The sequence below is a fragment of the Methylocystis sp. SC2 genome (assembly GCF_000304315.1).
GTDB lineage: Bacteria > Pseudomonadota > Alphaproteobacteria > Rhizobiales > Beijerinckiaceae > Methylocystis.
The window spans coordinates 117765-143112 of record NC_018485.1 but is presented as its reverse complement, the minus strand read 5'-3'; the positions used below and the strand labels follow the sequence as shown (position 1 = coordinate 143112).

Sequence of the window (25348 nt, the reverse complement as noted above, 5' to 3'; positions counted from 1 at the left end):
AATTGTTAATGAGCCGTGGCGCGTGACTTTCCGCGCGAGCTAGCCTTCTTCTTCGGAGACTTCGGCTCCCGTCGCTTCACGCGGCTTTGCGTCCGTACGCGCGCTTTCGCCTCGAGGCGTCGCTCTTCTTCTTCGCGCGCTTCATCATCCGGGGTGACAAGGGAGACATGATCGACGCCTAGCGCGAGCGCGATTTCATAAGGGCTCACAATCGTTGGATTTCGGCGACCGCGCTCAAGACCGCTCATATATTGTTGGGTAAATCCCGACTGTTCGGCAAACTTCTCTTGCGTCAGGCCTTTCTCCAGCCTGATTCTTCGCACGTTCCGTCCGACCAGCTTTCGCATGTCCATGCGAGAAGGCTGGACCGACACACACTTTGAGGTTTATCCACTATATTATGTATTTACGCCTCAATTTCGCGCGAGACGCTCGTGAGAAAGATTGGCTAAAGTCAATATCCAATGTTCCCGGAATCGGAAACCGTGCCGCACGCCAAAGCCAGCTCAATCGCCGACGTCGCGCCGACTGACGACCAAGTCGTCGACTACGACCGCGCCCATTCGGTCATCTATTTACGGTTGCTGGACGCCGCAAAAGAAGGCGCGGCCTGGGAGGAGGTGTCGAAGGTCGTCCTTGGAATCGATCCAGCCCGTGAGCCGGAACGAGCGAAGCGCGCCTACGATACGCATCTTAGGCGGGCGAAATGGATGACGACGAATGGCTACAAGGATCTGCTCGAGGGCTCTCCCTAATTGGTTCTTTGGGCCGAGGCTTGCAGCGCTCTCGTCGTAATGGCTTGTTCAGGGCACCATTGAGACGATGATGTGAGAATCGGTTCGCCAAAAACGAATGATGCCATAGCCCCCGAATTTTTTTTAACGACAAATTCTCGCCAAATATTCTTTTAAACATGGGCTTAGCCACTCCTTACCGAGAATTTCCATGACCATCGGCGATTGGCGCTCAGAAGGCGCATATGAGCATTTGCGAGATACGAACTGGCGGGACTACGCCTGGGAATATCTGCGGCGCAACGACGAATATCAGGCGCGATATGCCGATCCCGAATTCCGAGCGCGGCTCGACGCCGGCATAGATGGACCCGAGCGGTGTTGGGGGCTTCGATTTCGCGGTTGATCCAGCGCTGAACGCTACCCAAGCGGAAGTTTTCTGGCGTCCCGAATGCTGCTCCAGCGTGGTGATGCTCGACTCGCATCCGGCCCTTACCTCGACGCTCGTCTATGCACCGCAAAATTGGCGAGATCTACGTTCGCGTCGCATCACGTCGGATGGAGACTATTTGATCCTTGGCGCGGGACACCGAGAACATCGGCTCTGGTTGCCTGGCCCTCCTGTCCCAGATGCGTCGCTTTCCGCGCTCATCCCCGTCGATAAGTCGGCGCCGACGCGTTCGGCAGCCACGTTGCGCTTTCTCCGCGATATCGACGGAGGATCCTCCGCCGGCGCGGCGCAAATTCACGATAAGCGGATATCAGAGATGCTGCGCGCGCTCGACGGACATCTCGCAAAGGCGTCCTATCGCGCCATTGCACAGCAATTATTCGGTCACGAACGACTGAATCGTGAACCTTGGAAGACCTCCTCGCTACGCGCGATGACGATCCGCCTTGTGAGAGGCGGCATCGGGCTGATGCGCGGCGGCTATCGCAAGCTTCTGACAAGATAGCCGATCCCCTCGCCGACAATTCCGTTCAGTCGCTCGCGGCACCTCGACAACTCGCAGCTGCGAGGGTGACGAACCTCGCACTCGATATATCCGTCATCCCTCCCTCCGGACCTTCTCCGCCAATGTGATCGATGACGCCCGTCGGTTGTCGGCGGCGCGCTTCACTATTCGAAGGTTCCATCATGTCCGCGCAACCAGCAGAACTCCCGCCGCGCTACCTGCGCACGCCCGAAGCCGCACGCTTCCTCGGTCTCTCTGGTCGCACCCTCGAAAAGCACCGCACCTATGGCACCGGCCCCCGCTACTCGAAGCTCGGCGGCCGTGTCGTCTACCGCGTCGAGGACCTGCAAGCATGGGTGGAGCGCGGAACCAAGGCGTCGACGTCAGATCCCGGCGTCGGAACGGTTTTGCCGGCGCGTCGGCACGCCAGCGACGTGCTCCTTCGCGCCAATCAGCCGCGACGCTGAACTGTTCCACGCGCCAATGGCACGCCGACCAGACCGTCTCCTCAGCGACGAATGGGAGCAGCTCGAATTGTTTCGCGCGCTCCCCGGCGATCTCGCGCCCCGCGACGCCCAGGACCTGATGTCCTACCCATTTTTCAGCCTCGCCAAATCCAAACGCCTGACGCCGATCGACTTCCGAATCGGAGAGATCGTCATCAAGGTCGAAGCGACGCCTGAGCACGGCATGGCGACTATTTGGGACGCCGACGTGCTCATTTGGGCGGCCTCACAGATCGTCCAAGCGCGCGACAAGGGCTTGAAAACCTCGCGCCTAATGGCGGCCACCCCTTATGAGATTTTGACCTTTATCGGGCGTGCGACGAGCGCGCGAGACTATCAACGGCTGAAGGCCGCGCTCGACCGGCTGCAATCAACCAGCGTCGCCACGTCCATCCGCCAGCCGGCAGAGCGGCGGCGCCACCGCTTCTCCTGGATCAACGAATGGAAGGAAACTTCCGACGCGAACGGCCGGCCGCTCGGCGTCGAACTGATCCTGCCGGACTGGTTCTATGCTGGCGTTCTCAACGAAGCTTTGGTCCTGACAATCGATCGGGAATATTTCGCGCTCACGGGCGGCTTGGAGCGCTGGCTCTATCGCCTCGTGCGCAAGCATGGCGGTCGTCAGGGCGGCGGCTGGAGTTTCGATTTCCGACATCTCCACGTAAAGTCCGGCGCGCTGTCGCCGCTCAAACATTTTGCGTTTGACCTGCGCGACATCGTGCGTCGGCAGCCGCTTCCAAATTACCAGCTCTCCATCCGTCACGGCCCGCTTGGCGACGAGCGTCTCGTCTTCGCACCGATTTCACTGGCCCCGCTCGAGCGCGCTTCAGGCTGCCTCGACGCCTCCCTCCCCTCTGTGGACAAGCTGTGAAAACGCTCGTGCTATCGGGGACCGACCCTATCGTGCCATCAGGGACCAGATCCTCGTGCTATCAGGGACCGAAATGGCCACTAACACCCTGCTATGCCATCGTTCACGGCCTTCCTAACTGTACTAACATTGAATCCTTCGGATTCATTCTAACGGACCACGCCGCGATCCACTGTGTGGATGATCGCGGCAAGGCTTTACCGGAAAGAGGTGACGGGCAGAGCCGTCGATCCGCGTTCATCGTCATTTGTCGGCGTCCCAAGGCCACGCTCCGAGACCGCGCGCCTGCGCAAAAGCGGCGCATCGAGAGAATTCGCTCCATCGTCGATCCATACGTCGCAGGTAACTCGGAGAGTTCTGCGCCTTGCGGAGGCGCGCTATGACCCCGCTCACCGAAGTGGAGCTCTATTTTCTCAAAGGCAAGATCGAGCGCTGGATTCGTTTCGGCGGGCCCGTGAATGAACGCACGCTCGACCGCAGGCGACGCATCGCTTACTTCGCGCCGGGATCAATTTTCGCATTCGTCCGCTGGGCGTCGAACGGTTACGGGACGCTTGTTTCGCGCATCGATATTCTGCGTGCCTGCAAATCGATCGAGCCTTATTCGACGGTCCCCGCCGTCAAACCCGGCGCTGAAATTCTTCTTCGAGCGGCAGGTTGGGACAAAGTTCAGCGGGTTCTGCGCGCCATCGATTCGGTCGAGTCGCTGGGCTTTGCGCCGCAAGATATTTGTCCGGATCATTGGCGGCATGTCCACAGTCGGTTGGCTGCAGGCCTGCCGCCGCGGTCCTATTCGCGAGAACGCCATCAAGCCTGGCTCCTGCGCACGAGGGCCAATTCCAAATGATCAGACCCATCGTTCTCACGTTGCTCGCAAGCTGCGCCGTAGCATCAACATTCGCAACGAAGCACGATCCGCTTGTGATTTGGAACGCCTCCGCTAGCGTCCCCATAGGTCTCTATTCCGTGCAGCCTATAGGCAAACTCGCCGTCACCGATCTTGTCGTCGCGCGACCGCCCGAAGCGCTTCAAAGCTGGTTTGCCGAGCGTCGCTACATCGCCGGCGGCGCGCTACTGATCAAGCGCGTCGCTGCGTTACCTGGGCAAACAATTTGCCGCATCGGGGGGACTGTAACCGTCGACGGAATCGACATGGCGGAGGCGCAGGAACGCGACCACGCCGGGCGACCGCTGCCTGTTTGGAGCGGCTGCCTTCCCGTGCTTCCGGGCCAGGTCTTTCTCCTCAACTGGGATGAACCATCCTCGCTCGACGGACGCTACTTCGCGACCATTCCTTCAGAAAATTTGATTGGACACGCAGTCTCGCTTTGGACGTGGGAGTGACGCGAATGACGCCAAAGGAAATTCGACCTCCCTGGCGGAGAACCTGCCACGGATTTGCGTTCGCGGTGACGATGCTCGTTTCTGTGACAGCTCTTGCCACGATTTCGTATTCGCAGGCGCGCGCCGCCGAGATCGCCAAATGCGCGCGAGATTCGACCCAACCATCGGCGGAAGCCATCGCCAGTGCGACTGACGAGGCGTCGCGCCGCTTCCATATCCCGCCTCAATGGATTCGCGCCGTCATGCGCGCTGAAAGTCATGACGACGCATATGCCGTTTCCGGAAAGGGCGCAATCGGTCTGATGCAGATCATGCCAGCGACATACGATGAGTTACGCCTCAAGCACGCTCTTGGACCCGATCCATTCAATCCAGGCGACAACGTTTTAGCGGGCGCAGCCTATCTCTCCGAGATGTTCATGCGCTACGGTGAAGGCGGTTTCCTCGCCGCCTATAATGCAGGCCCGGGGCGTTATGAAGACTATTTGCGTGGACGCGCGTTGCCAGCCGAGACTATCGATTACGTTGTGGAAATTGCATCGAAACTCGGTCTCGAACGGCTTCCGGCGACGCAATTCTCAGCCTTCCCTGGCACCAGTAAATCACACATCTTCGTCGCTCTGACCAAACTGAAACCTACGGGCGAGATTACTGAAGATGGTGCCGCGAACGGCGAGTCAAAAAGCGGGAAAGCCGTCCCCCATCCTCTTTTTCCGGCGCAACGCGACGACAAGATATTTGCACGAATTTCGCTCTCGGATGGCGACTCGATTGCAAATTTTCGCGCGGTCCATCGTTCGCCGGCAGACATTTTTGTTGCTCGCAGCGCTCGATGATCGCTTTCCAGCTCTATCGCATGTTAGCGCAGCAACTCGCACCTTTGTGTGTGAGCACGGCGGAGGAAGCGAACGCGACCGACCTATGGCAAGATAGAAGACGCGGCACTGCCGCCGCGCGAGCCCTTGCTACGCAAGGCCTTCGTGCGTGCCGGTCGGATAGGCGGCGAGCCATCACAAGCGCATTTTTTCGGAATTCCATCAAAGCAAATGGCACTAAGCCGCTGGCGAGTGCGCCGTGAGCGATGACGGCGACGATCTGAAAGTTCGTCCGGGGCACATTCGCCAAAGCGGACCCGGGCGCGCGCCCAAGAGCTTCGTCGCGCAGGTTCTGAAGGCGGCGCACAGAGCCGGCGGCGTCGGCACACGCGGACGCCTTGGTAAGATGAAGCGCTCGACCTTCGGGCGCGGCCATGGACGCGCCTTCGCCGCCGAGCGCGGACTCTTTTCGACCGCGCGCCGTGTCGTCGTCAAAGCGCGCGTCGTTCGCCACAAGGGCCGCGATTTTCAATCAGCGCCGCTGGTAACCCATGTCGCCTATCTGCGTCGAGACGGCGTCACCCACGACGAGCAGAAAGCGCAAATGTTCGATGCCCGCTCAGATACTGCGGACGCCGCCGCCTTTGTCGAACGTTGCAAGAACGACCGGCATCATTTTCGATTCATCGTCAGTCCGGAAGACGCAACCGAAATGGAGGACCTGCGGGCCTTCACCCGCGATCTATTGCGCGAAGCCGAACGCGACCTCGGGACCAAACTCGACTGGGTGGGCGTTGACCATTGGAACACGGACAATCCGCACATCCACATCCTCCTTCGCGGCAAGGCGGACGATGGCGCCGATCTCGTGATCTCGCGCGACTATATTTCGAATGGGATGCGCGCGAGAGCGGAGCGGCTGGTCAGTCTGGAATTGGGGCCAAAGCCGGAGCAGCGCATCCACGAAGACCTCGCCCGCGAGGTCGACGCCGATCGTTGGACCCGGCTCGACCGCGCCATCGCCGCCGGAATAGATGAGACAGGACTCGTCGACCTGCGCCCCGGCGCGGGGCAAAGTGATCCAAACATCGAGCGACTGAAAATCGGCCGTCTCCAGAAATTGGAGCGGCTGGGTCTCGCTGTCCCAATTGGCCCGGCGCAATGGATGCTGGCGGAAGACGCCGAGAGCCGATTGCGCGATCTTGGCCTGCGCGGCGACATCATCAAGACCATGCACCGAGCCTTGACCGAAGCGCGCATCGAGCGAAGCACGATCGATTTTGCGATCCACGGGGTGAATGACCGTCCCCCGCTGATCGGGAGGCTCGTCGCGCGTGGCCTCGCCGACGAACTGTCCGAGAAAGCGTTCGCGATCATCGACGGCGTCGACGGCCGCGCTCATCATTTGCGCTTTCCGAATATCGAGGCGACAAGCGACGCCGCGCCCGGCGCGATTGTCGAACTAAGGCGCTTTGAGGACGCGAGCGGCGCCGAGCGCGTCGCGCTCGCCGTACGTTCGGACCTCTCGCTCGAAAAGCAGATCAAGGCGGACGGCGCGACTTGGCTCGATCGTCGCCTCGTCGAACGCTCTGAAACGCCCCTCGCCCATGCCGGCTTCGGCCAGGAGGTGCGCGAGGCGCTCTCGGCCCGGATTGATCATCTTTCCGCGACGGGCCTCGCGCAGGGGGAAGGCCAGCATCTCATCTTTGCCCGCGATCTTCTCGGGACGCTCCGACGTCGGGAGCTTGACGCGATCGGCGCCAAGCTCGCCGGAGAAACGGGGCTGCCTTACCGGCCGAAAACCGAAGGCGCCAATGTCGGCGGAACCTACCGCCAGCGACTGAGCCTCGCATCCGGACGGTTCGCTATGATCGACGACGGGCTCGGTTTCCAACTCGTGCCCTGGTCGCCGTCGCTCGAGACGAAGCTCGGCAAACACATTTCCGGCGTCATGTCGCCTGGCGGCGGCGTCGACTGGAGTTTTGGGAGGAAGCGCGGGCTGGGGATTTAGCGCCCACTGCAACCTTCGCCAGTCTTTGCGCGAGAGCGCGCGATATTCTTCGATCCGCGCTGTATCCCTCTTGCCGGCGTGCTTCCCCTGCGCCGATCTTCGCCGCCATGTATGCGACGAAAATTCTCTGGGGCCAGATCGTCGCCGTCCTGTCGATCGTCTTCCTCGGCGTGTGGGCGGCGACGCAATGGACGGCTTGGCGTCTTGGCTTCCAGCCCGAACTTGGCGCCCCGTGGTTTTCCCCAGGACCCGACTTGCCCATCTATCCGCCGCCGACCTTTTTCATGTGGTGGTATCAGTTCGACGCCTATGCGCCGGACATTTTTCTCGAAGGCGCCGGCATCGCGACCTCGGCGACATTTGTCGCCATCGCCGCGGCGATCGGTCTCTCGGTTCATCGCGCTCGGGAAGCGCGCTATGCGACCACCTATGGCTCCGCGCGCTGGGCGAACGAAGCCGATATCCGCATCGCCGGCTTGCTCAGTCCCGATGGCGTCGTGCTCGGAGCATTCGGCAACGCCTATTTGCGGCATGATGGGCCGGAACATGTGCTCTGTTTCGCCCCGACCCGTTCGGGCAAGGGCGTCGGCCTCGTCGTGCCGACATTGCTCGCCTGGTCCGGCTCGGCGATCGTTCACGACATCAAGGGCGAAAATTGGTCGCTGACATCCGGTTGGCGCGCCCGCTTCGGTCGCGCGCTACTCTTCGATCCAACGAATGCAGACAGCGCCGCCTATAACCCGTTACTCGAAGTCAGGCGTGGCGACGCCGAAGTGCGCGACGTTCAAAATGTCGCCGACATTCTCGTCGACCCAGAAGGCGCGCTTGAGCGGCGTAACCATTGGGAGAAGACCAGTCACTCCCTCCTGGTTGGCGCCATCTTGCACGTGCTCTATGGCGAAGAAGACAAGACGCTCTCCGGCGTCGCTAATTTTCTCTCTGATCCGGATCGGTCGATCGAAAAGACGCTCAGCGCCATGATGACGACGAGGCATCTCGGCGACCGCCCGCATCCCGTCGTCGCGTCTACTGCCCGCGAACTTCTGAACAAGAGCGAGAACGAACGCTCCGGCGTCCTTTCGACTGCCATGTCCTTCCTTGGCCTTTATCGCGATCCCGTCGTCGCCAAGGTCACGTCACGCTGCGACTGGCGGATCGATGATCTCGTTTCCGACCCAGGCCCGACGACCCTCTATCTCGTCGTGCCTCCCTCCGACATCAGCCGGACCAAACCACTGGTCAGGCTAATCCTCAACCAGATTGGACGTCGGCTCACCGAAGACCTCGACCGAAAATCGAAACGCCAGCGCCTTCTTCTTATGCTCGACGAGTTCCCCGCGCTCGGCCGGCTCGATTTCTTCGAGTCCGCGCTCGCCTTCATGGCCGGCTACGGGCTCAAAGCGTTTCTCATAGCCCAGTCGCTCAATCAGATCGAAAAAGCCTATGGCGCTAACAACGCCATTCTCGACAATTGTCATGTCCGCGTCGCCTTCGCCACGAACGACGAACGCACAGCCAAACGGGTTTCGGACGCGCTCGGCACGGCGACAGAAATGCGCGCCATGAAGAACTATGCGGGCCATCGCCTCTCACCCTGGCTCGGTCATCTGATGGTTTCGCGCCAGGAGACGGCGCGCCCGCTGCTGACGCCCGGAGAAGTAATGCAGCTGTCGCAGGACGAAGAACTCATTCTCGTCTCCGGCGCGCCGCCGATCCGCGCCCGCAAGGCGCGCTATTATGAAGACAAGCGCTTCAAAGAGAGAATACTCGTCCCGCCGAAATCGCCGCACCGAACTGCCAACGATGGTCGCCCGGACCAGATTTGGCCAATCGCCGTCACGGATCCCGGACAAAAGTCGGCCCACCGCAAGGTCGTTGAGCCTCGCGATGACGAGACCGAGGACGCAAATAGCGGGATACGGCGCGAACCCATGCTGCCGGAATATGAGGCGATAACGCCGCAGATTCCTGCGTCGCCAGAGGAATTCACCTTTGCCGATGATGACCAGCCAGACACCGGCGCCGTTAACTCGAAGATGTTTGGTGATCGGATGCGCTCGGTCGCGCGCCAAGCTTCTCTCGATCCCGACGATGGCTTGCGGCTCTGAGGACAAAGGATGAAGGGTCGACTGAATTGCTATTTCGACGCTGCGCTCCTCAAGCGCCTCGACGAGCTCGCCGCACGCCGAGGTCTCTCGAAATCGACCATCGTCGAGGCGGCCCTCGCCTCCTTTCTATCACCAGACGCCGCTGATCAGCGTGAGGCGGCAATCACGCGACGCCTCGACAAGATGACGCGCGCGATCGAACGTCTGGAGCGAGATGTGTCGATCGGCAATGAAGCGCAGGCACTCTTTATCCGCGCCTGGCTCACCGCGACGCCACCACTCCCCGGAGAGGCGCAGGCCGCAGCCCAGGCTAAAGCAAAAGAAAGATACGAGGCTTTCGTCGAAGCGTTAGGACGAAGGCTGGCGAAAGGACAGCGATTCGCTAAAGACGTATCGCAAGAAATCGACACAACCAGACCGGAGACATCTGAGCCATAGGTCCGCTTGGCGCCGAAAATGGACATTGGTCCGTTATAGTGCAGCGGCGGGCGTGAATTCCGTCAAACGCATTTAGACGTCGGCTTTCGTCTTCTCCATCTGTGTCTCCGGACCGGGAATTCGTCCGTATCGAATACGACGCGCTTCACACGATGCGCCTTGATGCTGTCACCTAAGATGCGAAGAGTCACTCCGCGTAGGTCGGAATCGACGGCCTCCCAGGGCATCATTGATATTGCGTCGAAACAAGGCCACCGGTGGTCCTTCTCCTGCTCCGCTTCCACGGGCACCGGCAGCACCTCTCGATCACTGAGTAATCGTGTTCCCATCCGTCCTCCCCGAGATGCCCGGTCCGGGCAGTAATTTTCGCGCCCTTGGGGGTGCCCACTCAAGAGAAGCGGCACAATGACGAAGCCGTAATCGCCGCGCAGGGGACACCAAGATTCGGGGCCCCCCGCACCCATTCTCACACGGTCTCCAACGGCATGATGCCAGCAAACCGCTATTGATTGAATTTTTTTAGAACGATTTTCACTGTATCATTGCTTGCTTCTGAGCCCGCACCGCCGTCGTTATAAAGAACGTAACCATGTCCGCTGGGCAGGAGCCGGTTGCGCACACGGTTTCCAATAATTTCACCTCTCTTCAGCTTGTGAACTTGTCTGGTCGTTAATCGCCTTCCGGTTTCCATATCAAAGTTGAGTTTGCAATCTCGAAGGGGTTGCGCATTTCTGAAACAATTAGGCAAATCATATGGTATCTGATCTGTAGAAGTCCCAGACTCAATTTCGCCTCGTTTCACAGCTGGAATATCTGCCAAAATAAACGTTGGTAGTCTTTTACCTGTTTGAGGATCGAACTTAATCTCGCTTGCCATAGCCATGCACAAGCTTAGATTTGTAAATCCCTTTTTTCTGAATTTTTTGGCAAACGCGTGAGAAAAAGTAAACCCGTACATACCATCGCCACCAAAGTAAGGGCATTTCTCTGGCAAACGCGATTTATCTTTTGGTCCCCAGTCAGGGATATCAACTCCCAATCTATTTGCAAGGCTCGCATGGCTGCCAAATACAAGTACTGTTCCACCATGTACCACTGTCGGAGTCGTAACGAGAATTGGCAACATGACGGCAATAGCATATTTCCTTATACACATCATTTTCTTCCCCCACTAGGCATCAGTAATTCAATAATCGCGTTGTATCACGTAAAACGTAGGTGCTCAACAAGAGCCCGAGCGCGCTGAAGTCGTTTTCCATAATTAGCCGCATCTGGGACATGGCGAACATCTCGAAACAAAGTGAATGCAGCATCTAATCGAATCAATGCTGCCTCAGCCATCGCTAGATCATTTCGACGTTGTGCAATCAATGTCATCGCAGAGCCTAGGTCGCCGGCGCTCCTTGCCCACATTAGAGGGACGCTTCGGTGACTCCTTTCCTTAAGCGCATCATTAAAAGCTACGACAGCCTCATCAAGACGTGCCGTCCCACTTTCGCGCTCACCAAGCTTACTTAGTGCATAACCTAGATTGTGCTTGCCCCTTGACCATTCGAGTGGAACGTTGTCGCGCGTCCATTCTAGGAGCGCGGCTCCATAAGCAGCAACAGCCTCTTCAAGACGTACGGTCCCGTTCTCACGCTCGCCAAGCGCTGTCAACGCATTACCGAGATTGTTCTGCGTTGCTGCCCAAGCAAGCGGGACTCGTTCGCGGGTCCGTTCTTGCAGTGCGTTGCGAAAAGCAGCAACAGCGTCTTCCAGACGTGCGGTCCCGTTCTCACGCTCGCCGAGCGACCTCAACGCGTTACCGAGATTGTTCTGCGTTGCTGCCCAAGCAAGCGGGACTCTTTCTCGAGTATGTTCCTTTAATGCCTCGCGATATGCGACGACGGCTTCATCAAGACGAGCAATCTCGCTTTCGCGCTCACCGAGCGCCGCGAGCGCAACGCCAAGATTGGCCTGAGTCGCGGCCCAAGCAAGCGGGACTCTTTCTCGAGTATGTTCCTTTAATGCCTCGCGATATGCGACGACGGCTTCTTCAAGACGAGCAATTTCGCTTTCGCGCTCACCGAGCGCCGCGAGCGCAACGCCAAGATTGGCCTGAGTCGCGGCCCAAGCAAGCGGGACTCTTTCTCGAGTATGTTCCTTTAATGCCTCGCGATATGCGACGACGGCTTCTTCAAGACGAACGGTATTGTCATCACGTCCGCCTAGTGTCGATAGCACATTACCGAGATTGTTCTGCGTCATCGCCCAATCAAATGGCACTCGCTCCTGCGACCATTCCTTTAGGGCTTCATGATACGCAACAATGGCGCCCTCAAGGTGTTCAGTCCCACTCTCTCGCTCACCGAGCGCTGCTAGCGCATTGCCGAGATTGTTCTGAGTTGCAGCCCAAGCAAGGGGCACTCGCTCGCGTGTTCGCTCTTGCAGAGCGCTATGAAAGGCTGCAACCGCCGCCTCAAGACGCTCAGTGCCGCTCTCGCGCTCACCAAGTGTCGCAAGGGCATTGCCAAGGTTGTTCTTCGTCTCAGCCCAGGCAAGGGGCACCAGCTCGCGGGTTCGCTCTTGCAGAGCGCTATGAAAGGCTGCAACCGCCGTCTCAAGATGCACAGTGCCGCTCTCGCGCTCACCAAGTGTCGCAAGGGCATTGCCAAGGTTGGTCTGCGTTGTCGCCCAATCAAGCGGAACGCGCTCTTGCGTAACTTCCTTGAGCGCCTCGCGGTAAGCCGCAATCGCGACCAACAAGGCGGCGTTGTCTCCGAAACGATCCCCGATCTCGTAAAATTCTCTCGCTTTTTCTAATAAAAATCCCCCCAGATCCTCTGGCGTTCGCAGGCCCTCAATCTCCGCCATGACGCAGAGTTTCTTGGCGGCCGCCTCGCCGTTCAACGCCAACTTGTCATATTTGATCGCTTCCTCCACGAGACGCAGTTGACTGAGCTTTTCTTCCTCGCGACGCTGTTCCTCCGCCTTTCTCCTTCGCTCCAATTCCTCCATGAATGGCTGCGAGGCTTCAGCGATGCGGCCAGCGTTGAATAGTTCTCTCGCTTTAGCGAATGCGCGATCGAACGCTTCACCCTCATTTGCGCCGTCCCGCAATTCGCGGGCGGCCGCCGCCGTCCATTGGTCGAGCCAAGGGATAAGATCATCCCGTAAGAGACCCTCGCCGCCCAGCCTCTCGACGACAGCACGTAGTGCGGCTTCTGAAATTCCTTGGTCAATGGCGCGTTGCGCAGCACCCGATTGGTGGGCAAGGGCGAGTAGTTCTTTTATTTCATTGAGCGTTGCGCTGTCGGATTTCTGTTGTTGTGAAATTGCCTCCGTATTTTCCTTGGCGGCTTCAGCGGCGGTCTTGGCTTCTTCCAGAACTTTGCGCGAGGGGTCCGGTCTTGGCTTCAGGGCCTCCTCCAGGAGCGCCAGCACGCCGTTGTAGACCTGATCCTTCTTCTGCATCTTGCAGACGCACAAATGGTCGCGAAGCACCGCGACAGGACGCACACCTGTCAACCCTGGATTTGCGCTGCCCGCGTTGACGATCTTTAGGCCAGCAACCTTCTCGTCTTCGTAATAAACGCAATGCTCAATGCGCCGGCCTTCGTCCTCGATCATACTGCGATAGGAATTGCCCATGTCCAGCAAAGCGTCGCTATTGGCCTGAAGGTCGCGCAACGACTCGGACGCCGCCATCCAACCAAATTCGGTCAGAAACGTCGCCAGAAACGCGCCCTGGTGCGGCGTTGCCAGAAACGCGACGCCGACGATGCGATCAAGAAAGGTGCCCTTTTTCGGCTCCTGCCCCTTGTCGATATTGGCCGTGACAATTAGTTTCTTCACGACCAAACCGCCGAGGCTGTGACAAACAAAGACGATGGGCGCGCCGTTCCCACGAAGTCGGCGGTCGACCATCAGGGCATCGAGAATGGCAACGGCCGACTTCGTGACGCTCCAGCCAGCTCTCCAGCGCTTAGGGTCGGAAGGGTAATCAAGCGAATAGACTGCAAGGCCGTCCACATCCTGTGCGAGCCATTCCGGCCAGAAGGCGACTTCTGTGGGTTCTTTTAATCTCGGCTCTCCCCTGAGAAAATTCGGCAACAATTGGCTTAGCTTTCCGCTCACCTTGGCGTGTAAAGGTGTTTCGTCAAACGTCCAGGTTCCCTTCGCGTCGCCGCCGAGGCCATGGACGAAGATCACGTTGAGCTTAGTCTCATTCGGGCCGGCGATTTCTTGCAAATCAACTTCGCCGCTCATGAGCTGATCCGCAACTTTTCAAGCCCGCGAACGAAGCTGCCGCTAGCCCGCCGCTTGGTCAACGCATCAGCAGGTTGCGCGCGAGTCCATGGAGGAAAACAACGTTTACGATGAATCGTCGGCGCTTCCCTTCGCCGCTCAGTACTGATTGGGCTCATTCTAAAGCGCTCGGGACGTCGCATGCCGATACAAAAGATTAAGCAAATCATAAGCTCGAATAGGGTCGGTCGCCAAGGGGCGGTAGGTGACGGGCGCTAAAAGCGATCAATCTGACAATCGGTCGATGACTCGATGGGCGTTGGCGGACCATCCTATCGCAAATACCACCCACACTCACATCTTATGAAAATATTCCTGCGATGAGCATGTTTGATAAAATATTCCTGCATGAGTATGCTGGAAATAGCCAAGTTCGAGTTGGTGATTTTTTGGCTATCCCTATGCTCGTCGATGGACAGACCCTCCCCAACTCCCGGTCCCCACCTGAAATCGAAATCGAGGTCCGAAGGCTCTTGGCGATCGGCGCTGTCGAGTTGGCGCAGATAACGGTCGACGCTCCTTTCAATCTGCGCCTTCCGCCTCGCCATCTTGACGTGTGTGAAGTTGCGATCGCGGTTGTTCACCGCCTTGAACTTGCTGCCGTCGACCGTCATGCTCGTATTCTGCAAGAGGCCCATGTTCCGACATAAGGCTAGGAACTTGGCGCAGACTTTCCGGATCGCGGCGCCGTTGTCCTTCCGGAAGTCCGCGATGGTCTTGTGATCGGGGACCAAACGGCCCGGATCGACTTCTCGCGACCAGGCAAGCCAACGGACAACGCCTTCATCGAGACCTTCAACGGATCGCTGCGTGACGAATGTCTGAACGTCCATTGGTTCGGGACCCTCGCCGAAGCGCGGCGTCTCATCGAAGCATGGAGGATCGACTACAACCACGCATCAGAACACCCATCTGTCTATGCCATTGAGTTGAAGAGGCTTTGCTGGTCGCGGTTGGGTCCCGCGGGGTATCTGGTGCTTCGTCGGGCGCGTTCTGCAATTGATTTGGCGGCGTCCGTCAAGAGTTCGGCCCGTGCGAAGATCCAGGGACCGTCGCTCAAAGGGGTGGCGCGCGTCGATCTCGCCGGCCTCGGCCGCCAGCCGCAGAGTCTTCGAAGCAATCTTCAGGACGCGCGCGGCGTCGGAGAGATTGAGCCAAGGCTCGACGCCATCGGCGGCTGCTTTGAACACCGGAATGCAATGGTGCGAACGCAACGAGGTGACGCGCTCGCGGGTCCAGCGATTGCCGTGGCCGGTCTGGAGCCCGTTACGATTGAGAAGGCCGGCGATCAAATCGTCGCTTGCGATCAACGCCAGTTCGCGTACGGCGGCAATGATGTCGGCGGGTGTGCTGTTGCGCTGTCCGCGCCGGCGCTTTGGCAAGCGAAGCTCGCTGTGCGCGCCACCCATCCAATGGACGGCGATGACGATTTCGGAAGCGTCGTCGTCGATATCGGCCACGACTTCGTGGATCAGCGTGCGCGCGATGCGCTTCTTCAATCGCGCGTCCGTCGTCGGAGCCGACCAGACCGTTTTGAGGTTCGCTCCCAGCAGGGCAAGCGCGGCTGGATCGATCGTCGGCGTCGGAGAAGCCGTCTCGTGCGCAACAATCTTGCTTTCAAGGTCGGCGACGCGGACAAGTGCAGTATTCCAGCGCGCCTCGAGTTCGCCGGCGACTAACCGATTGGTGGGGTCGGCGGCGTCATACTGTCTGAAGGCGCGATCTGCGGCGTAACGCGCTGCCTCGAGATCGCGGCCGAGAGCGTCGCGCACCTGATCCCGCCGCTCAACAGCCTCCTCGGTTGCGGCGATCGCCGCGGCAATGGCGCCGGGGCATATAAAGGGAATGCCTACCCCCTTTGTCCCAGCCTCGCCTGGCTCCTCAAGCACAGCGCCAAATTCGGCCAAGACGCTTCTTGGAACATCCTGTGTCGTCAAAGGAATGAACTTCCGCGCAGGCTGCGCTGCCACCGCGCTAGTTCCAGCAAGCACAATAAAAATAGCAGTCAATGATCGCATTGGAAATCCCTCACCACCGCCAACTTACACTTAAGTTTGGCCCATAAACGGATTTACGCAACCCGCACGTCACTCTAGCACCGCACAGACAGGCTCGGTTTCTCAAGATTCCATTGATGTAGGATGCCGTCTAGTATTCGCGTGCTCAGGGTTCATCGTAACTTTGTAGCCCGACAGCGGTCCGGCAAAGGTCCGGTCAGGGTCACGACCAGAACATCGAATTTCACCGGCGCCTACCTCCTTGAGGCGAAACGTATGCACTCGGCATCGTTCGCGCGAACAGAGATCCCGTGAACCGCAATCTCGATCATTCCCTTCCCCGGTTTTTGCACGCTAGAGCCCTACGCTCCTAATAGGCTTGTTGCATCCGGTCGGCATTGGCCTTTCTTAATCGACCCCGGATTCGAACCGCCAGCGCGCGATTCGACGAGCACCGGGGACGCAATTGCCAACTCACTCCGACAGTGCGCAAGCGCTATCACGCAGCGCGCGGATGCTGCGCACGGCGCTGGGCGTGGAGATCGCGGCATGGCTCGATGACCAAGGCGTCGTCGAAATCATGCTCAATCCAGACGGTCGGCTCTGGCTCGATCGCTTGACGAGCGGGTTAGAGGATACGGGCGCGCGGATTTCGGCAGAGGATGGCGAACGCATCATCCGCCTTGTCGCGCATCATGTCGGCGCGGAGACTCACGAAGGCGCGCCGCGCATTTCGGCGGAGCTTCCGGAAACAGGCGAGCGCTTTGAAGGCGTATTGCCACCGATCGTCTACGCGCCAGCCTTTTCGATCCGTAAACCCGCTGTCGCGGTGTTCTCGCTCGACGATTATGTCGCGGCGGGCATCATTACGAAGCATCAAACCGCGATCCTTCGAGCAGCCATCGCCGAGCGCAAGAATGTCCTTGTTGCCGGCGGCACATCGACCGGCAAGACGACGCTCGCCAACGCCTTGCTTGCGGAAGTCGCCAAGTCGAAAGACCGCATCGTTCTGATCGAAGACACGCGCGAACTGCAATGCGCGGTGCCGAATCTCGTTTCACTGCGCACTAAAGACGGCGTGGCGTCACTCTCTGAACTTGTCCGCTCGTCACTCCGCCTTCGGCCCGATCGCATCCCGATTGGCGAAGTGCGCGGCAGCGAAGCGCTGGATTTGCTGAAGGCATGGGGCACGGGCCATCCCGGAGGAGTCGGCACCATTCACGCGGGTTCCGCGCTCGGCGCGCTGCGTCGTCTCGAACAGCTCATTCAAGAAGCCGTCGTCACGGTGCCGCGCGCGCTCATCGCCGAGACGATCCAGATCGTCGCCGTTCTCGCCGGCCGAGGGGCTGAGCGCAGGCTGATCGAGCTCGCGGCTGTCACAGGCCTCGGCGAACACGGCGACTACGCGCTCATCGAGCTTACCCGCATCAGCTTCGGAGAAGAGCATGAATAGGTTTCATAGCGGCGCGACATTTCGGACGCGCGTTGGAATTGCGGTTCTCGGACTTGGCATTGCAATCGTTTCGTCACCCGCGCTCGCCGCCGGCTCCAACATGCCCTGGGAGCAGCCGCTCCAGCAGATCCTGCAATCGATTGAAGGACCCGTCGCCAAGATCATCGCCGTGATCATCATCATCACGACCGGCCTGACCCTCGCATTCGGTGACACGTCGGGCGGCTTTAGACGCCTTGTACAGATCGTCTTCGGACTTTCGATCGCTTTTGCGGCGTCCAGCTTCTTTCTCTCCTTCTTCTCCTTCGGCGGCGGAGCGCTGATCTGATGGGGACAATTTCGTCATCCGACGCGTCGGTTCCGGGCTTCCGTGTGCCCGTTCGCCGCTCCTTGACCGAGCCGATCTTTCTCGGCGGCGCGCCGCGTTCGATCGCCATTGCAAACGGCACTCTCGCCGCCGCGCTTGGACTCGGTCTGCGGCTCTGGATCGCCGGCCTCGTCTTCTGGGTCGTCGCGCAGGCCGCCGCCGTCTGGGCGGGAAAACGCGATCCCGACTTCGTGGGAGTCGTGCGCCGGCATCTGCGCTATCCGGCGCATTTCGGCGCTTGAGGGAAAGCCTCCATGCTGAACCTCGCCGAATACCGCAAGAAGCCGCAAAGCCTCGCCGATTTTCTGCCGTGGGCGGCGCTCGTCGCTCCGGGCGTCGTCATTAACAAGGACGGCTCTTTTCAGCGGACGGCGCGCTTTCGCGGCCCAGACCTGGAAAGCGCCACGCTAGCCGAACTTGTCAGCGTCACGGCGCGGCTCAACAATGCGCTCCGCCGACTTGGCTCCGGCTGGGCGATCTTTTTCGAGGCGCAGCGCAATCCGGCGCAGGATTATCCGGCGAGTTTCTTTCCAGATCCCGTTTCGGCGCTGGTTGACGAAGAACGTCGGGCGCAGTTCGAGGAAGAAGGCGCGCATTTCGAGAGCGGCTATTTTCTCACCCTCGTCTATTTGGCACCCGAGGATGACGCAGCGAGCGCCGAGAGCTGGCTTTATGAAGGCCGCTCATCAGAACAGGACGCAAAAAGCGTCCTTTCCTCATTCATCGATCGTAGCAATCGGCTGCTGCAGTTGATCGAGGGCTTTGCGCCGGAAGCCGAATGGCTCGATGACGCCGATACCCTTTCTTTCCTTCATTCTTGCGTCTCGACCAAGCGGCACAAGGTGCGCGTCCCCGAGACACCCATGCATCTCGACGCCATTCTCGTCGACGAACCCTTAACAGGCGGGCTCGAACCGCGTTTGGGGAACGCGCATCTTCGAACGCTCACGATCCTCGGCTTTCCCTCTTCGACCCATCCAGGGATTCTCAACGAACTCAATCGTCTCGCCTTTTCCTATCGCTGGTCGACGCGGGCGATCTCGCTCGACAAGGTAGACGCGAGCAAGGTTCTCACCCGCATTCGCCGCCAGTGGTTCGCCAAGCGCAAATCGATCCTCGCCATCCTCAAGGAGGTCATGACCAATGAGGCGGCAACGCTCGTCGACACCGACGCGCATAACAAGGCGCTCGAAGCCGACGCCGCGCTTCAGGACCTCGGCTCCGATCTTATTGGCGAAGCCTATGTGACGGCGACGCTCACTGTCTGGGACGAAGATGTACGTCTCGCCGACGAGAAGCTGCGGCTTGCCGAAAAGATCATCCAGGGCCGCGACTTCACCTGCATGATCGAGACGGTAAACGCCATTGAGGCATGGCTAGGGTCCCTGCCTGGACACGTCTACGCCAATGTCCGCCAGCCGCCGGTCTCGACCATCAATCTCGCCCATATGATCCCGCTCTCGGCAGTCTGGGCGGGACCACTGACCGATGCCCACCTCAACGCTCCGCCGTTGCTCTTTGCCAAGACCGAAGGCTCGACGCCATTCCGCTTCTCGCTTCATGTCGGCGATGTCGGCCATACGCTGATTGTCGGACCGACCGGCGCCGGCAAGAGCGTGCTCCTGGCGCTGATGGCGCTGCAGTTTCGTCGCTACGAGCGGTCGCGCATCTTTATCTTCGACTTCGGCGGCTCGTCCCGCGCCGCGACGCTGGCGATCGGCGGAAGCTGGCGCGATCTCGCCGGGGCTCTGTCGGAAGACGCCTTTGAGCCGGTCTCGCTGCAGCCGCTCGCCAATATTATCGATACTGCGGAGCGAGGCTGGGTCGCGGAATGGATCGCTGCGATCCTCGCTCGCGAAAATGTGACTGTTACCCCGGAGGTGAAAGACCATATCTGGTCTTCGCTCTCGTCTCTCGCTTCGGCGCCGGTTCACGAAAGGACCCTCACTGGCCTCTTGGTCCTTCTGCAATCCAATCCCCTAAAACGCGCACTCAAACCCTATTGCCTCGGCGGGTCACATGGGCGGCTCCTTGACGCCGAACATGAGGATCTAAGCGACGCTGATGTTCAATGTTTCGAGACGGAGGGGCTCATCGGCTCCGCCGCGGCGCCTGCCGTTCTCTCCTATCTCTTCCACCGCATCGAAGCCGCGCTCGATGGTTCGCCAGCCCTGCTCATTATCGATGAAGGCTGGCTCGCGCTCGATGATCCCGGATTCGCCGCGCAATTGCGCGAATGGCTCAAGACGCTTCGCAAGAGAAACGCCTCCGTCGTCTTCGCCACGCAGTCGCTTGCCGATATCGAAATAAGCCCGATCGCGCCGGCGATCATTGAGAGCTGCCCGACGCGTATCTTTCTGCCCAACGAACGAGCGATCGAACCCCAGATCCTCGCGATCTATCGGCGCTTCGGTCTTAACGATCGGCAGATCGAGATTATCGCGCGGGCGACGCCCAAGCGCGACTACTACTGTCAGTCGCGGCGCGGCAACCGTCTCTTTGAACTCGGACTTGGTCCGCTCGCCCTCGCGCTCTGCGCCGCGTCCTCGAAAAATGATCAGCGGGCGATTTCTCAAATCGTCGCTGAATACGGACGCGAGGGGTTTGCCTGCGCCTGGCTGACGCATCGCGGCCTTCGCTGGGCTGCAGACCTTCTCCCCAATCCCGCATCTTCGGAGACCTCGTCATGATCCGAAAAAAACCGCTCGCAGCTGCGACGGCTGTCGCCATTCTTCTCTCTCTAAACAGTCCCTCATCGGCGCAACTGGCGGTGTTCGATCCCACCAATTACGCGCAAAACGTCATGACGGCGGCCAATACGCTGCGGCAGATCCATAATCAGATCACAAGCCTCCAGAACGAGGCTCAGATGCTGATCAATCAAGGGAAGAATCTCGCAAATCTTCCCTACTCCTCGCTGCAAAGCCTTCAGCAATCGATCGGCGAGACCCAGCGCCTGCTGAATGAAGCGCGGCGCATCGCCTATGACGTGGGCCAGATCGATCAGGCTTTCTCGACCCATTATGGGCCGGCGAACGTCTCGACAAGCTCCGCTTCGCTGATCGATGGCGCAAGGCAGCGCTGGCAGAATTCTCTCGCGGCGCTCCAGGACGCGATGCGCGTTCAGGCCGGCATCGTTCAATCGATTGATACGGCCAGATCCGAAGCCGGGACGCTTCTGTTATCGAGCCAATCGGCCGTTGGCGCGCTACAGGCGTCGCAATCTGGGAATCAGCTGCTCGCATTGCAAAGCAAGCAGCTCGCCGACGTGACGGCGCTACTCGCTTCGCAGGGACGCGCCCAGTCGCTCGAACTCGCGCGTCAAGCCGAGGCGCAGGAACAGGCGCGCGAGCAGATGCGCCGCTTCATTACTCCTGGCCAGGCCTATCAGCCTGGCAACGTCGCCATGTTCCATTAGAGGCGCGCTGTGATGAAGATCGAGCAATGGCTCACCCCCGAGAATCTAGGATTTGTCACCGTCGGCATCGTCCTCGGCGCCGTGTCGCTCATTGGCGTTGAAGCCGCCGTCTTCGCCTTTCTGATCGGTAATTGGAACAATCTCGCGAGGATCATCTTCGAAAGTTTTTCCGGGCTTGGGCTCAAAGCCGCCGGTAGCAGCCTGTCGTCAGCCGATTTTCTGCGACCGGGGCGCATTGCACAGGTCGGGATCGACGCCGGCCGTCCGATCCTGGAATCGATCTCATCGCTCCTTGGCTATGTCTCCTTCTTTGAAAATTTCGTCCAGATCGTCGTGCTGATGTTCGCCTGGACGGTCGTGCTTTTAAGCTTCTTCATTCTGGCCATTCAGCTCTTTGTGACGCTGATCGAGTTCAAGCTCACGACGCTCGCGGGCTTCATCCTCATTCCCTTCGGCCTCTTCGGCAAAACCGCCTTTCTCGCCGAACGCGTTCTCGGCAATGTCGTCTCCTCAGGCGTCAAGATCCTCGTCCTCGCCGTTATTGTCGGCGTCGGTTCGACGCTGTTTGCGCAATTCACGCAAAGCGCGCCTGACGCTCAACCCGCCGTCGACGACGCCATGGCGCTCGTCCTCGCGGCGCTGTCGCTTCTGGGTCTCGGTATATTCGGTCCCGGCGTCGCCAATGGCATCGTCTCGGGAGGACCGCAACTTGGCGCGGGCGCAGTTGTCGGAACCGGACTTACAGTTGGCGGCGCGGTTGTCGCCGGAGCCGGCGCGGCGCGGATTGTTGGCGGCGCTTTGATGGGGCCGGCCGGAAAGAGCGAGACGCAGGCGGCGGCGATGCTGCCGCCATCGCGCGGTCCCGATGCGCCTGGCGGTGGTTCTCCCAGCGGAACGTCGCCGCGCCCGGGCGGAGCGCCGGGAGGGGGTACAGGGGCCGCTGTTGAATCCTCCGCCGCGCAATTTTCGAGCGCGTCTCCGATCGGCGGTTTGGCAATCCCCAATTCCGCCGCTTCACTCGCCGGCGAACCCGATTGGGCCAAACGCTTCAAGCGCAGTCAGTCCGTCGCTCACGGCGTCTCGCTCGCCGCCCATTCCGTTCGCGCTGGCGACGCCCATGGCGCCGGAACTTCCATCAATCTTTCTGAAGGCCGCTAAATGTTCAAACGCTCTTCCGTTCGATACGGGCGCACGCCAGAACCCGTCACCCCTTACCAGAAAGCCGCGCAGGTCTGGGACGAGCGCATCGGCTCCGCGCGCGTGCAGGCGAAGAACTGGCGCCTTATCGCCTTTGGCAATCTGATCCTCGCCGGAGGACTGGCAATGGCGCTCGTCTGGCAAGGCGCGCGCGGGTCCATCGTTCCCTGGGTGGTGCAGATCGATAAGTTGGGAGAAGCGCAGGCCGTCGCCCCGGCGATCGCCGATTATCAACCAACCGATGCGCAGATCGCCTGGCATCTCGCGCGCTTCATCGAGAATGTCCGCGCCATTCCAGCGGATCCGATCATCGTCCGGCAGAACTGGTTCAAAGCTTATGACTTTGTGACTGACAGGGGCGCGCACGCTCTCAACGAATACGCCCGCGCCAATGATCCTTTCGCCAAGGTCGGGCAAATCCAGATCGCCGTTGACGTTACGAGCGTCATTCGCGCCTCAACCGATTCTTTCCGCATCGCTTGGACCGAGCGGCGCTACGAGAACGCCAGCCTCGTTTCGACCGAACGCTGGACCGCGATTCTGACCATCGTGGTGCAGCCGCCCCGCGACGCCGAGCGCCTGCGCAAAAATCCGCTCGGGCTCTTCATTCACGCAATCAACTGGTCGAAGGAGCTCGGATAATGACGCCGATCCGATCCAAGAGATTCATCGCCGCGCTACTCGCTTCGACCTCCCTTTCCGCCTGCATGAGCTTCAAACCGCCCGAGATCGCCTATGACGATATTCCCGTCCCCGCAGTGATTGAGAGCGATCCGGAGAAGCCGGTCAAGATCGTCGAGATTCCGAAGATCCTGCCGCTGCCGGGACAGCTCAAACCCTTGTCGAAGTTCAAGGAGACGCCGGAAGCGCCCGATCCCAAAGTCAGGGTGGCGCAGGCGAACGCCGCGGCGCGCGTTCAACCCCGCCGCGCCGGCTATATCAATGCGGTCCAGATCTATCCCTTCACCGAAGGCGCGCTCTATCAAGTCTATGCGTCGCCCGGAGCAATCACCGATATTGCGCTCCAGGAGGGCGAGCAGCTAGTCGGCTCCGGTCCCGTCGCCGCCGGCGACACGGTGCGTTGGATCATTGGCGATACCGAAAGCGGCGTGGGCGCGTCGAGGAAGACCCACATCATGGTCAAGCCGACGCGGCCTGACCTCATGACCAATCTCGTCATCAACACGGATCGGCGCACCTATCATCTGGAGCTCAGAGCAACGGAAAAGACCTATATGGCTTCCGTCTCCTGGCAATATCCGCAGGACGAGCTCATTGCGCTTCGACGGCGCAACGCTGCGGCCGAAGAAGTTATGCCGGTCGATACGGGCGTCGATCTCGGGAGCCTCAATTTCCGCTATGCGATCGAGGGAGACGCCGCGCCCTGGCGCCCGCTGCGCGCCTTCGACGACGGCCGCAAGGTCTATATCGAATTCCCGCGCGGCATCTCCCAAGGCGAAATGCCGCCGCTCTTCGTCATCGGCGCTTCCGGCGACAGTCAGCTCGTCAATTATCGCGTGCGCGGCCATCACATGATGGTCGACCGGCTCTTCGCCGCCGCCGAACTGCGCTTTGGATCGGACGATCAAAGAGTGGTCCGCATCGTCCGCAGCGATGGAAGACCGGCCATATGAAGGCGTCGGAGCACGAGAAGAAGCTCGCCGAGGAATTACGGCTGCGGCCCGAACGAACGGCCGTAACGCGGCTCTCGCGCAAGGTGCTCATCACGCTCGCCGGCGTCTCGTCGTCGCTCGTCCTCGGCCTTACGCTCTGGGCGTTGCATGAGCGCTCGCGCGCCAAGCCGCCGCTCGAACTCTATAACACTGACGCCAAAACGACCGCCGACGGGCTCGCCGCGCTGCCTCGCGACTATACTGGCCTTCCAAAAAACGTTCCGAAACTTGGGCCGCCTCTGCCCGGCGATCTTGGCCGGCCGATCCTCGCCGCACAGGGTCAATTGCCGCAAACAACCGTCGATCCGGAAGAGCAGCGCATCGGTCAGGAACGCGAGGCGGCGCGCACGGCGAAGCTCTTTGCGTCGACCAATATGCATGAGCGCGACGCGACAGCGGCAGAGTCTTCGCCTCATTCATTCAGTGCCGAGCCTCCATATCAGGCCTCGCCCTTCTCCGCGGAGATTGCGCCGCTCGACCCCGGCGCGATCCAGAACATGCAGGATCGCAAGCTCGCCTTCGTCAATGCGCCGACCGATCGGAGAACGGTCAGCCCCGATCGACTCGAACATCCGGCTTCGCGCTACGTCCTGCAAGCAGGCGCTGTTATTCCGGCGGCGCTCCTTACAGGCATTCGTTCCGATCTGCCGGGTCAGATCGCCGCCCAAGTGACCGAAAACGTCTATGACAGCCCGACGGGGAAATTTCTGCTGATTCCGCAAGGCTCAAAACTGATCGGTCTCTATGACTCAGCAATAGCCTTCGGTCAGTCCCGCGTGCTGCTCGTCTGGAACAGGCTCATTCTTCCTGACGGGCGTTCGATCGTTCTCGAGCGCCAGCCCGGCGCGGATGCTTCCGGCTATTCCGGACTCGAAGACGAGGTCGATCATCATTGGCTTCGTCTCGCCGGCGCCGCGGCGCTCTCGACCATTCTCGGCGTCGGCACGCAACTCGGCACGACGGGCGATGAAAACGCGCTCATCCAGGCGCTGCGCCGTGGCGGCGCACAAAGCCTTAATCAAACCGGCCAGCAAATCGTCGGACGAAATCTCAATATGCAGCCGACTTTGACGATCCGTCCAGGCTTTCCGGTGCGGGTGATCGTCACGCGCGACCTCGTGCTCGCGCCATACAACGAACGCGCATTGTTGACCGCGAAGTGAGCCGATC

General features: G+C 60.0%; 23 protein-coding genes and 2 pseudogenes. 21 read left to right on the top strand and 4 right to left on the bottom strand.

The window, feature by feature from the left end; genetic code table 11:
- Positions 1-5 precede the first annotated feature (5 nt).
- Complete coding sequence (locus tag BN69_RS18290) at positions 6-347, bottom strand: helix-turn-helix transcriptional regulator (protein WP_244435001.1); 342 nt, start codon at positions 345-347, stop codon at positions 6-8.
- 117 nt (positions 348-464) lie between these two features.
- On the opposite strand from BN69_RS18290, the gene BN69_RS00725 reads away from it, so the two are divergent.
- The 11 genes from BN69_RS00725 (at position 465) to BN69_RS00675 (ending at position 9783) form a co-directional block, all read left to right on the top strand.
- Positions 465-755 (top strand): DNA -binding domain-containing protein, encoded by a 291-nt coding sequence (locus tag BN69_RS00725; protein WP_014889620.1) that lies wholly within the window; start codon positions 465-467, stop codon positions 753-755.
- A gap of 190 nt (positions 756-945) precedes the next feature.
- Positions 946-1140 (top strand): transcriptional regulator domain-containing protein, encoded by a 195-nt coding sequence (locus BN69_RS18985; RefSeq protein ID WP_014889619.1) that lies wholly within the window; start codon positions 946-948, stop codon positions 1138-1140.
- Positions 1100-1690 carry a DUF2285 domain-containing protein gene (locus BN69_RS00715; protein WP_083858668.1) on the top strand — a complete coding sequence of 197 codons (591 nt, stop codon included), beginning with the start codon at positions 1100-1102 and terminating at the stop codon, positions 1688-1690. Before BN69_RS18985 ends, BN69_RS00715 begins: the two co-directional genes overlap by 41 nt.
- A gap of 182 nt (positions 1691-1872) precedes the next feature.
- Positions 1873-2157 carry a helix-turn-helix transcriptional regulator gene (locus BN69_RS00710; protein ID WP_014889617.1) on the top strand — a complete coding sequence of 95 codons (285 nt, stop codon included), beginning with the start codon at positions 1873-1875 and terminating at the stop codon, positions 2155-2157.
- A 16-nt stretch (positions 2158-2173) separates the two neighbouring features.
- Complete coding sequence (locus BN69_RS00705; RefSeq protein WP_014889616.1) at positions 2174-3067, top strand: replication initiator protein A; 894 nt, start codon at positions 2174-2176, stop codon at positions 3065-3067.
- A 379-nt stretch (positions 3068-3446) separates the two neighbouring features.
- Positions 3447-3914 carry a DUF2840 domain-containing protein gene (locus BN69_RS00700; protein WP_014889615.1) on the top strand — a complete coding sequence of 156 codons (468 nt, stop codon included), beginning with the start codon at positions 3447-3449 and terminating at the stop codon, positions 3912-3914.
- Positions 3911-4411: a S26 family signal peptidase gene (locus BN69_RS00695; RefSeq protein WP_014889614.1), complete on the top strand. Its 501-nt coding sequence runs from the start codon at positions 3911-3913 to the stop codon at positions 4409-4411. The genes BN69_RS00700 and BN69_RS00695 overlap by 4 nt, the downstream gene beginning before the upstream one ends.
- 5 nt (positions 4412-4416) lie before the next feature.
- Positions 4417-5247, top strand: coding sequence for a lytic transglycosylase domain-containing protein (locus BN69_RS00690; RefSeq protein WP_244435000.1), 831 nt, complete (start codon positions 4417-4419; stop codon positions 5245-5247).
- 238 nt (positions 5248-5485) lie between these two features.
- Positions 5486-7237 carry a relaxase/mobilization nuclease domain-containing protein gene (locus BN69_RS00685; protein ID WP_014889612.1) on the top strand — a complete coding sequence of 584 codons (1752 nt, stop codon included), beginning with the start codon at positions 5486-5488 and terminating at the stop codon, positions 7235-7237.
- 107 nt (positions 7238-7344) lie between these two features.
- Entirely contained in the window at positions 7345-9345 is a 2001-nt protein-coding gene (locus BN69_RS00680) for a conjugal transfer protein TraG (protein ID WP_014889611.1), read from the top strand.
- Positions 9346-9354: 9 nt separating this feature from the next.
- Positions 9355-9783 (top strand): ribbon-helix-helix domain-containing protein, encoded by a 429-nt coding sequence (locus tag BN69_RS00675; RefSeq protein ID WP_014889610.1) that lies wholly within the window; start codon positions 9355-9357, stop codon positions 9781-9783.
- Between the two features lie 502 nt (positions 9784-10285).
- Here BN69_RS00675 and BN69_RS18980 read toward each other — a convergent pair.
- The 3 genes and pseudogenes from BN69_RS18980 to BN69_RS19685 form a co-directional block, all read right to left on the bottom strand.
- Positions 10286-10909: a hypothetical protein gene (locus BN69_RS18980; RefSeq protein WP_014889609.1), complete on the bottom strand. Its 624-nt coding sequence runs from the start codon at positions 10907-10909 to the stop codon at positions 10286-10288.
- Positions 10910-10986: 77 nt separating this feature from the next.
- Positions 10987-14034, bottom strand: a complete 3048-nt coding sequence (locus BN69_RS18625) for an alpha/beta hydrolase (protein WP_014889608.1) — start codon at positions 14032-14034, stop codon at positions 10987-10989.
- A 506-nt stretch (positions 14035-14540) separates the two neighbouring features.
- Positions 14541-14813 (bottom strand): annotated as a pseudogene (locus tag BN69_RS19685) (transposase); the annotation flags it as partial.
- Positions 14814-14816: 3 nt separating this feature from the next.
- Between BN69_RS19685 and BN69_RS18615 the strand changes: the two are divergent.
- The 10 genes and pseudogenes from BN69_RS18615 to BN69_RS00615 form a co-directional block, all read left to right on the top strand.
- Positions 14817-14990 (top strand): annotated as a pseudogene (locus BN69_RS18615) (integrase core domain-containing protein); the annotation flags it as partial.
- A 1594-nt stretch (positions 14991-16584) separates the two neighbouring features.
- A complete protein-coding gene (trbB, locus tag BN69_RS00655; protein ID WP_014889605.1) occupies positions 16585-17523 on the top strand; it encodes a P-type conjugative transfer ATPase TrbB in 939 nt (312 codons plus the stop codon).
- Positions 17516-17851, top strand: coding sequence for a TrbC/VirB2 family type IV secretion system protein (locus tag BN69_RS00650; protein ID WP_014889604.1), 336 nt, complete (start codon positions 17516-17518; stop codon positions 17849-17851). The genes trbB and BN69_RS00650 overlap by 8 nt, the downstream gene beginning before the upstream one ends.
- A complete protein-coding gene (locus tag BN69_RS00645) occupies positions 17851-18132 on the top strand; it encodes a VirB3 family type IV secretion system protein (protein WP_014889603.1) in 282 nt (93 codons plus the stop codon). The genes BN69_RS00650 and BN69_RS00645 overlap by 1 nt, the downstream gene beginning before the upstream one ends.
- A gap of 12 nt (positions 18133-18144) precedes the next feature.
- Complete coding sequence (gene trbE, locus BN69_RS00640) at positions 18145-20580, top strand: conjugal transfer protein TrbE (RefSeq protein ID WP_014889602.1); 2436 nt, start codon at positions 18145-18147, stop codon at positions 20578-20580.
- The gene (trbJ, locus tag BN69_RS00635; RefSeq protein ID WP_014889601.1) at positions 20577-21308 is read left to right on the top strand and encodes a P-type conjugative transfer protein TrbJ; all 732 of its coding nucleotides are present in this window, start codon (positions 20577-20579) and stop codon (positions 21306-21308) included. Before trbE ends, trbJ begins: the two co-directional genes overlap by 4 nt.
- A 12-nt stretch (positions 21309-21320) precedes the next feature.
- On the top strand, positions 21321-22466 hold the full coding sequence (gene trbL, locus BN69_RS00630) for a P-type conjugative transfer protein TrbL (protein WP_014889600.1): 1146 nt from the start codon (positions 21321-21323) through the stop codon (positions 22464-22466).
- The gene (trbF, locus tag BN69_RS00625) at positions 22467-23147 is read left to right on the top strand and encodes a conjugal transfer protein TrbF (RefSeq protein ID WP_014889599.1); all 681 of its coding nucleotides are present in this window, start codon (positions 22467-22469) and stop codon (positions 23145-23147) included. It begins immediately after the preceding gene.
- The gene (gene trbG / locus BN69_RS00620) at positions 23147-24139 is read left to right on the top strand and encodes a P-type conjugative transfer protein TrbG (RefSeq protein ID WP_014889598.1); all 993 of its coding nucleotides are present in this window, start codon (positions 23147-23149) and stop codon (positions 24137-24139) included. The genes trbF and trbG overlap by 1 nt, the downstream gene beginning before the upstream one ends.
- A complete protein-coding gene (locus BN69_RS00615) occupies positions 24136-25341 on the top strand; it encodes a TraB/TrbI/VirB10 family type IV secretion system protein (RefSeq protein WP_014889597.1) in 1206 nt (401 codons plus the stop codon). Before trbG ends, BN69_RS00615 begins: the two co-directional genes overlap by 4 nt.
- Positions 25342-25348 lie beyond the last annotated feature (7 nt).

Coding starts and splice junctions, on each gene's coding strand:
- BN69_RS18625 (WP_014889608.1), bottom strand. CDS start 14,034: ATGAGCGGCGAAGTTGATTTGCAAGAAATCGCCGGCCCGAATGAGACT.
- trbJ (WP_014889601.1), top strand. CDS start 20,577: ATGATCCGAAAAAAACCGCTCGCAGCTGCGACGGCTGTCGCCATTCTT.
- trbF (WP_014889599.1), top strand. CDS start 22,467: ATGTTCAAACGCTCTTCCGTTCGATACGGGCGCACGCCAGAACCCGTC.
- trbG (WP_014889598.1), top strand. CDS start 23,147: ATGACGCCGATCCGATCCAAGAGATTCATCGCCGCGCTACTCGCTTCG.
- BN69_RS00680 (WP_014889611.1), top strand. CDS start 7,345: ATGTATGCGACGAAAATTCTCTGGGGCCAGATCGTCGCCGTCCTGTCG.
- BN69_RS00690 (WP_244435000.1), top strand. CDS start 4,417: ATGACGCCAAAGGAAATTCGACCTCCCTGGCGGAGAACCTGCCACGGA.
- BN69_RS00695 (WP_014889614.1), top strand. CDS start 3,911: ATGATCAGACCCATCGTTCTCACGTTGCTCGCAAGCTGCGCCGTAGCA.
- BN69_RS00710 (WP_014889617.1), top strand. CDS start 1,873: ATGTCCGCGCAACCAGCAGAACTCCCGCCGCGCTACCTGCGCACGCCC.
- trbB (WP_014889605.1), top strand. CDS start 16,585: ATGCTGCGCACGGCGCTGGGCGTGGAGATCGCGGCATGGCTCGATGAC.
- BN69_RS00725 (WP_014889620.1), top strand. CDS start 465: ATGTTCCCGGAATCGGAAACCGTGCCGCACGCCAAAGCCAGCTCAATC.
- BN69_RS00650 (WP_014889604.1), top strand. CDS start 17,516: ATGAATAGGTTTCATAGCGGCGCGACATTTCGGACGCGCGTTGGAATT.
- trbL (WP_014889600.1), top strand. CDS start 21,321: ATGAAGATCGAGCAATGGCTCACCCCCGAGAATCTAGGATTTGTCACC.
- BN69_RS00705 (WP_014889616.1), top strand. CDS start 2,174: ATGGCACGCCGACCAGACCGTCTCCTCAGCGACGAATGGGAGCAGCTC.
- BN69_RS00700 (WP_014889615.1), top strand. CDS start 3,447: ATGACCCCGCTCACCGAAGTGGAGCTCTATTTTCTCAAAGGCAAGATC.
- trbE (WP_014889602.1), top strand. CDS start 18,145: ATGCTGAACCTCGCCGAATACCGCAAGAAGCCGCAAAGCCTCGCCGAT.
- BN69_RS00615 (WP_014889597.1), top strand. CDS start 24,136: ATGAAGGCGTCGGAGCACGAGAAGAAGCTCGCCGAGGAATTACGGCTG.
- BN69_RS00715 (WP_083858668.1), top strand. CDS start 1,100: ATGGACCCGAGCGGTGTTGGGGGCTTCGATTTCGCGGTTGATCCAGCG.
- BN69_RS18985 (WP_014889619.1), top strand. CDS start 946: ATGACCATCGGCGATTGGCGCTCAGAAGGCGCATATGAGCATTTGCGA.
- BN69_RS18290 (WP_244435001.1), bottom strand. CDS start 347: ATGCGAAAGCTGGTCGGACGGAACGTGCGAAGAATCAGGCTGGAGAAA.
- BN69_RS18980 (WP_014889609.1), bottom strand. CDS start 10,909: ATGTTGCCAATTCTCGTTACGACTCCGACAGTGGTACATGGTGGAACA.
- BN69_RS00675 (WP_014889610.1), top strand. CDS start 9,355: ATGAAGGGTCGACTGAATTGCTATTTCGACGCTGCGCTCCTCAAGCGC.
- BN69_RS00645 (WP_014889603.1), top strand. CDS start 17,851: ATGGGGACAATTTCGTCATCCGACGCGTCGGTTCCGGGCTTCCGTGTG.